The sequence below is a fragment of the Flavobacterium sp. genome, from assembly GCF_035456225.1.
Lineage (GTDB): Bacteria > Bacteroidota > Bacteroidia > Flavobacteriales > Flavobacteriaceae > Flavobacterium.
The window spans coordinates 1-7027 of the sequence record NZ_DATIDM010000208.1; the positions used below are offsets into that span (position 1 = coordinate 1).

Annotated in this window: 8 protein-coding genes; 4 read left to right on the forward strand and 4 right to left on the reverse strand. The window is 37.7% G+C overall.

What is annotated here, in order from left to right; all coding sequences use genetic code 11:
• The 4 genes from VLB74_RS12320 to VLB74_RS12335 form a co-directional block, all read right to left on the reverse strand.
• Positions 1–986 (reverse strand): CCA tRNA nucleotidyltransferase (locus tag VLB74_RS12320; protein WP_325203759.1); only part of this gene is annotated, 986 nt, incomplete at its 3' end.
• A gap of 82 nt (positions 987–1068) precedes the next feature.
• A complete protein-coding gene (locus VLB74_RS12325) occupies positions 1069–1638 on the reverse strand; it encodes an L-threonylcarbamoyladenylate synthase (RefSeq protein ID WP_325203760.1) in 570 nt (189 codons plus the stop codon).
• Between the two features lie 5 nt (positions 1639–1643).
• The gene (locus VLB74_RS12330) at positions 1644–2579 is read right to left on the reverse strand and encodes a glycosyltransferase (RefSeq protein ID WP_325203761.1); all 936 of its coding nucleotides are present in this window, start codon (positions 2577–2579) and stop codon (positions 1644–1646) included.
• Positions 2580–2599: 20 nt separating this feature from the next.
• On the reverse strand, positions 2600–3382 hold the full coding sequence (locus VLB74_RS12335; protein WP_325203762.1) for a class I SAM-dependent methyltransferase: 783 nt from the start codon (positions 3380–3382) through the stop codon (positions 2600–2602).
• A 332-nt stretch (positions 3383–3714) separates the two neighbouring features.
• On the opposite strand from VLB74_RS12335, the gene VLB74_RS12340 reads away from it, so the two are divergent.
• From VLB74_RS12340 to VLB74_RS12355, 4 genes are all read left to right on the forward strand, one after another.
• Positions 3715–4842 (forward strand): glycosyltransferase family 4 protein, encoded by a 1128-nt coding sequence (locus VLB74_RS12340; RefSeq protein ID WP_325203763.1) that lies wholly within the window; start codon positions 3715–3717, stop codon positions 4840–4842.
• Positions 4835–5797, forward strand: coding sequence for a GDP-mannose 4,6-dehydratase (locus VLB74_RS12345; RefSeq protein WP_325203764.1), 963 nt, complete (start codon positions 4835–4837; stop codon positions 5795–5797). Before VLB74_RS12340 ends, VLB74_RS12345 begins: the two co-directional genes overlap by 8 nt.
• A gap of 17 nt (positions 5798–5814) precedes the next feature.
• Entirely contained in the window at positions 5815–6903 is a 1089-nt protein-coding gene (gene gmd / locus VLB74_RS12350; RefSeq protein ID WP_325203765.1) for a GDP-mannose 4,6-dehydratase, read from the forward strand.
• 3 nt (positions 6904–6906) lie between these two features.
• Positions 6907–7027 (forward strand): NAD-dependent epimerase/dehydratase family protein (locus tag VLB74_RS12355; protein WP_325203766.1); only part of this gene is annotated, 121 nt, incomplete at its 3' end.

Here is a 7027-nt window from a genome sequence, read left to right on the forward strand (position 1 = left end):
AGTTTTTGGTTTAGTGGCATGTGTAATCGTATGAAAATTTTCTTGGCCATTTTTCCGCCCAAAAACTCATGGCCATGGAATGTCCAGCCTTGCTTTTTGTTGTAGCGTTTTGTTGGGGCCTTTCCGATATCGTGCAGTAAAGCCGACCAGCGTAACCACACATCATCGGTATTTGGACAGATATTGTCCACTACTTCCAACGTGTGATAGAAATTGTTTTTATGCGTATGTCCTTCTATTTCTTCCACCTGATTCAAAGCGGTCAGTTCCGGAAGGATTATATCTAATAGACCGGTTTTGTACAGCAATAAAAACCCAACGGAGGGTTTGTCGGACATCAGAATTTTATTCAGTTCATCTACAATACGTTCCCCTGAAATAATATTGATACGGTCTTTGTTTCTGGAAATGGCTTCCAGGGATTCGGCTTCGATTTCAAAATCGAGTTGTGAAGCGAAACGAATCGCACGCATCATTCGCAGCGGATCGTCAGAATAAGTAATATCAGGATTTAAAGGAGTTTTGATAATTTTATTTTCCAGGTCCTTTAATCCGTCAAAAGGATCCACTAAATCCCCGAAATTGTTCTCATTTAAGGAAAGCGCTAAAGCGTTAATGGTGAAATCACGTCGGTTTTGGTCATCTTCCAAGGTGCCGTTTTCAACAATCGGATTCCGACTGTCGTTATTGTAACTTTCTTTTCTTGCGCCCACAAATTCAATGTCCATGTCTTGATAGCGTAACATGGCCGTTCCGTAGTTTTTGAAAACCTGAACTTTTGGTTTGTTCGGAATAAGTTCGGATACCTTTAAAGCCAATTCGATGCCACTGCCCACGGCAACAATATCGATGTCTTTTTTATGATCCCGTTTTAAAATCAGATCACGGACAAAACCGCCAATAACGTAGCTTTCCACGTTAAGTTCGCGCGCGGCCTGTGCAATGATTATGAATATTTTATCCTGTAATGCTTCTTTGTAATTCATGCTGAAGTTTAAGTTTAAATGTTCAAAGTTTAAAGTGGTTAACTATAAACTATAAACCGTAAACTGTGACTGCGACTGAAAATCACTTTCTAATAATCTTCACTTGACTATCCGCTGTTAATTTGATGATCGTCGAAGGTTTGTCGCAAATTTTATCGTGGTGCAAATTTACCACATAGTCCACACCTTTTAAAATTTCGGGACTGATTTCTTTGAAGGATTTTGGCGTAGGCTGTCCGGAGATGTTTGCCGAAGTGGAAACCAATGGTTTTTTCATACGTTCCATCAGTTTAAAACAAAAGGGTTCTTTTACTATTCGTACTCCCAAGGTTTTGTCTTCTGCAATAATATTTGGTGCTACATTTCTCGGGTTGTCAAGGATCAGGGTGGTTGGTTTTTCGGATAAATCCAAAATCTGCCAGGCCACCTCTGGAATGTCTTTAAAAACAGTGTACATCATTCTTTCCCCATTCATCAAAACAATCATACTTTTACTTTCCTCCCTTTGTTTGAGGGCGTAAATTTTTTTTACTGCTTCAGGATTGGAGGCATCACATCCAATTCCCCAGACAGTATCTGTCGGATAGAGAATGATTCCGCCATTTTTAATGACTTCGTAGGCGTTGTGGATTTCAGTATTGATGTCTTGCATGGTAATTAATTTAAAGATTCACCATCTAAAATTTTAGTATAGGCTTCCAGGTATTTTTCAGCCATTTTTTTTGAATTGAAATTTTCCAGCGCATACTCATGACAATATTTAGGTGAAAACTCCAAGGAGTTTATTTTGGTAACGATTTCGGAAAGATCATTACTCACAAAACCTACTTCCGGGGTAATGAGTTCCGGTAAAGAGCCCATAACGGTACCGAATACAGGACATCCGGCATACATGCTTTCGATGATGGCCAGCCCAAAAGGTTCATGCCATTTTACCGGAAAAATCAATCCTTTGGATTGCTCCATGATAGCTATTTTCTGCGTATTGTTAACCTGTTTAAAGTACTTTATATTGGGATGAAGCGTATATTGCGGTTTTCTTTTTATGTTGGCCCAAGTCCATTTTTCTCCCCCCATTACAATGAGTTTGTTGTTTGACTTTACCGCAATTTCACAGGCACCCTGTAGGTTTTTTACTTTCCAGCTTGCTTTCCCTAAAAAATGATAATATTCTCTTTTTTTGTTTAAATCCACTTTTGGATAGTCTTCCCATAACAAACCGTTATAAATAAAAGTTTTCCCTTGATTTCTATATGCCTGATTTTTGGAAATAAAAATCGTGAACGGTTCCGCTACAGAACCTTCGGGGTTGTTTCCGTGCAGCGTATAAACGAACGGGAATTCAATGGATTCGTCATAAAAACCGTTGAAATGAACGATATCCGTGTCTTTCGGAATCAGGCTGTTGATAGGAACATTTTCTTCCAAAAAAACAACATCGGCAAAATCACATTTGGAGCCTTTCGGAACTATAAAAGTAATTTTATGTCCTAATTTATAAAGTTCGTAACCCAAACCCCAGATAACCCTTTCGGTACCTCCATAATGAATACTGGGAATCGGATTGCCGTTGTTTATTATGGTAATGTTCATTCGAAAATGCTTTTAAACTATTATTTTTTGTTCAGAAAATCCTTGATGTATTGGTAGTCTTTTGGCGTTAGGGATTCGCGGCGGACTTTCTTTTCAAACAATTTGGACAAAAAGCTTTTTGATGACTTTGGTTTAAAGTTGGTAAGCTTTTTATTGGTGAAAATATGAATGTTGCCGTTTCTTCTGTAATAATTTTTATTAAAACGTTTGGCTATGATTTCCATGGCTTCTTTAGAGTAAAAAGCGATGTGTTGTCCTGTCTCTGCAGTGATATACCACCAATGTTCTATTTTATCATTGGTGTCCGGGATAAGTTCAGTCGAAAAAATAGCGGTATCAGCATAATTTAACATTTCCTCAATTTCCCTGATCGGTTCATTTAAATGTTCCAAAACTTCAAAACCGGTAACGATGTCAAATTTCTTAATATCGGTATCCGTAATGTCAAAATGATTGGCAAAAATATTTTCACAATAGGTATCCTGACGGTAAAAATTGTAGCCGATGTCCCGCATCAAACGAACAAAAACACCATAGCCTCCTGCGAAATCCAGATATATTTTAGATTCCGGGAAATGGGTGTCAATGATATTTTTTACTTCTTTTTTAAGATTGTTGTTTCGGTCGATCAAACCAATATCCAAATCCGTAATGGCACTGCTGTAGGCTTCGTTAAGCCAAGTCGGCTCATCGGTTTGAACAAAATTACAGGCGGTACATTTGTAATAATTGGAAGGGTATTTCTGAAGTATGGTTTTGCTGAATATTTTTTCGGATGGGCTATTGCAAATTTTACAATTCATAAAATTATCAGTTAAATTTTCTTTTTCAAAAGTAGTCAAAATAAATAACTCTGCAGGGCTTTGCTTTACTAAAGCAGAATAGGTAAGTATAAATCGAACCGTTGGGTGTAATTGTTTGAGATGAAAAAAACAAAATAGATGGTGGTCAAAATCTTGAAAAACAGCGCTTTGAAGTCTATGAGTGGTATCTCAATAAGTTTGTCTTTAATAGACCAATTAACCACATTAAAGATCAAATTATTTAATTATACTCAACGGGTTAAATCAAATAAATAATCTAAATTTGCAACCTTAAAAACATCTTAAACAAGAAGCTAAATACTACAAATCGGATGAAGATAATTTTAGATCCTCAAACCTTTAACGAACAGAAATTCGGAGGGATATCGAGGTATTACACAGAATTGTATCTGGCTTATCAAAAAGAAAAGGATGTGACGATAAACTGTCCGGTTGTGTTTTCGGACAACCTGCACCTAAAAGAAGCTAACTTGTTTCAGAATACTTTTGCATCCTTTATGACTTCATCGTTTTTTCCGAAGTTCATCAGGAAAAAGATTCATAAAAATTATCGAAAGGCAAATATTAAGGCTACGTTAAAAGCGATAAAAGCACAGGATTTTGATGTTTTTGTGCCTACGTATTTCAATCCGTATTTTGTTGATACATTGGGGAATAAGCCATTTGTGCTGACGGTTTATGACATGATACACGAAAAACTGCCGCAGTATTTTCAGAGAGACACCAAAACCTCGGAACAGAAAAAACTGCTGATGGAAAAAGCGACAAGGATTATTGCCATATCTGAAAGCACCAAAAAAGATATTCTGGAAATTTATCCTCATATAGATGCGGCTAAAATAGATATTGTTTATCTTTCACACAGTATCGAAGCTAATTCCAGTGCTTCACTTTCCCTTCCGAAGGATTACATTCTTTTTGTGGGGAACAGAAGCGGGTATAAAAATTTTATTTTCTTTATTAAAGCGGTTGCAGATTTGCTGAAAGCCGATAAAGACCTTTTTGTGGTGTGTGCCGGAGGTAATAAGTTTTCCAAAGAGGAAGAGAAACTTATCGCTGAATTGGGTATAGCAAACCAGATCCTTCAGCGAAATTTTGAAGATAATGAACTGGCATCGTATTACAGAAATGCCAAATGTTTTGTGTTTCCTTCGGAATATGAAGGTTTTGGGATTCCGGTGCTGGAATCGATGGCCTGCGGATGTCCTATAGTATTGGCGCATCACAGTTCGTTTCCCGAAGTAGCAGGTGATGCAGGGGTTTATTTTGAACTGAACAATACGGCAGACCTGAAAAACAAAGTGCAGGCACTTCTGTCGGATGAAAACTTAAGAAGAAAATATGCTGAAAAAGGTATAGAGCAGGCTTCTAAATTCAGCTGGAAAGTAACTGCTCAGCATTGTCTTGAAGTGTATAAAAAAGTAGTAATCAATGAGTAAAAGAGCAATTATTTCAGGTATTTCCGGGCAAGACGGTGCTTATCTGGCTCAATTGCTGCTAGATAAAGGTTACGAAGTAGTAGGGCTATTACGGGAAAATAATCATCCGGACGGACTTACCGGTTTGGAATACCTTGGAATAAAAGACAAAATAAAATTCGAATATGTAAATTTGCTGCATATTCATGAAGTGGAAAACCTTTTTGATAAGGTTCAACCGGATGAGTTTTATAATCTGGCAGCACAGAGTTCCGTTTTCAAATCCTTTAAGGAACCGATTCAGACTTTTCAGTTTAATACCATAAGTGTTTTTAACTTGCTGGAAACTATTAAAAATAAACATCCGGAAGTTAAATTTTACCAAGCCAGCAGCAGTGAAATGTACGGAAAGGTGAATAACCTGCCCATTACTGAAAACAGTGTGTTACACCCGCTTAGCCCTTATGCGATTTCAAAAGCGGCTGCCCATTTTACCTGTATTCATTACAGGGAAAGTTACGGATTGCATATCAGTTGTGGCGTATTATTTAACCATGAGTCGTATTTAAGACAGGAGCATTTCTTTGTTAAAAAAGTAATTAGGGAAAGCATTAAGATAAGCAAAGGGGAACAGCAATTACTTTCCGTTGGGAATATTGATGTTAAAAGGGATTTCGGTTATGCACCAAAGTACGTGGAAGTTATGTATTTGATGCTTCAGAAAGAACACCCGTCGGATTATCTTATCTGTTCAGGTAAATCTGTATCTTTGAGGGATATAATTTTCTATGTTTTTGAAAAGTTAAAGATTGACAAATCCGCTTGTAAAATAAGCGACGAATTATACAGGCCGGCAGATATCGAAGATATTTACGGTAACAATACTAAAGCAAAATCAGAATTAAACTGGGATTATGATTTATCGATTTTGGACGTTTTGGATTTGCTGATAGAAGAAGAATTAAAAAACCAATAAAAAATAAACAGACTCATATGAAAGTAGCATTAATTACGGGAGTAACAGGACAGGACGGTGCCTATCTGGCAGAATTATTATTGTCAAAAGGCTATATGGTTCATGGAATCAAAAGGAGAAGTTCCCTGTTTAATACACAACGTATCGATCACATTTATGAGGATCCACATATTGAAAACCAGCATTTTAAATTGCATTACGGAGATTTGAGTGATTCTACCAACCTAATCCGAATCATTCAGGAAACACAACCGGATGAAATCTACAATTTAGGTGCGATGAGCCACGTTAAAGTAAGCTTTGATACACCGGAATATACTGCAAATGCAGACGGAATCGGGACATTACGTATTTTAGAAGCTGTTCGATTGCTTGGATTAACCAAGAAAACTAAAATTTACCAGGCCTCAACTTCAGAATTGTACGGTTTGGTACAGGAGGTTCCGCAAAAGGAAACAACTCCTTTCTATCCGCGTTCTCCGTATGCTGTAGCAAAAATGTATGCCTACTGGATTACGGTAAATTATCGTGAAGCGTACGATATGTTTGCTTGTAACGGAATTTTATTCAATCACGAGAGTCCGCGTCGAGGAGAAACTTTTGTAACCAGAAAAATTACCAGAGCTGTTGCTCAAATGGCAATGGGAATGCAGGATACCTTATTTATGGGAAATATCGATTCACAACGTGACTGGGGGCATGCTAAAGATTACGTGGAAGCGATGTGGTTGATTTTGCAGCAGGATAAACCTGAAGATTTCGTTATTTCAACTGGAGTTACCACCACGGTTAGAGATTTTATCAAAATGGCCTTTAAAGAAGTTGGTGTTGAAGTGGCATTTTCCGGAGAAGGTGTGGATGAGGTTGCAGTAGTTGTATCTACATCAAACCCTGATTACAGCTTTACTGTCGGACAAGTGGTTGTGAAAATTGATCCGACTTACTTCAGACCGACCGAGGTGGATTTACTGATTGGCGATAACACCAAAGCAAAAACGAAATTAGGCTGGCAGCCAAAATACGACCTGCAAATGCTTGTTCAGGAAATGATGGAGGCTGATGTCGAATTGTTTAGGAAAGAAAAAACACTTAAGAGCACGCGCTAAATAATGGAATTACACTCGAAAATATTTGTTGCCGGACATCGCGGAATGGTGGGGAGTGCCATCGTGGCAAACCTGGAGCAGAAAGGCTACACTAATATTGTTAAAAGAACTTCATCTGAATTAG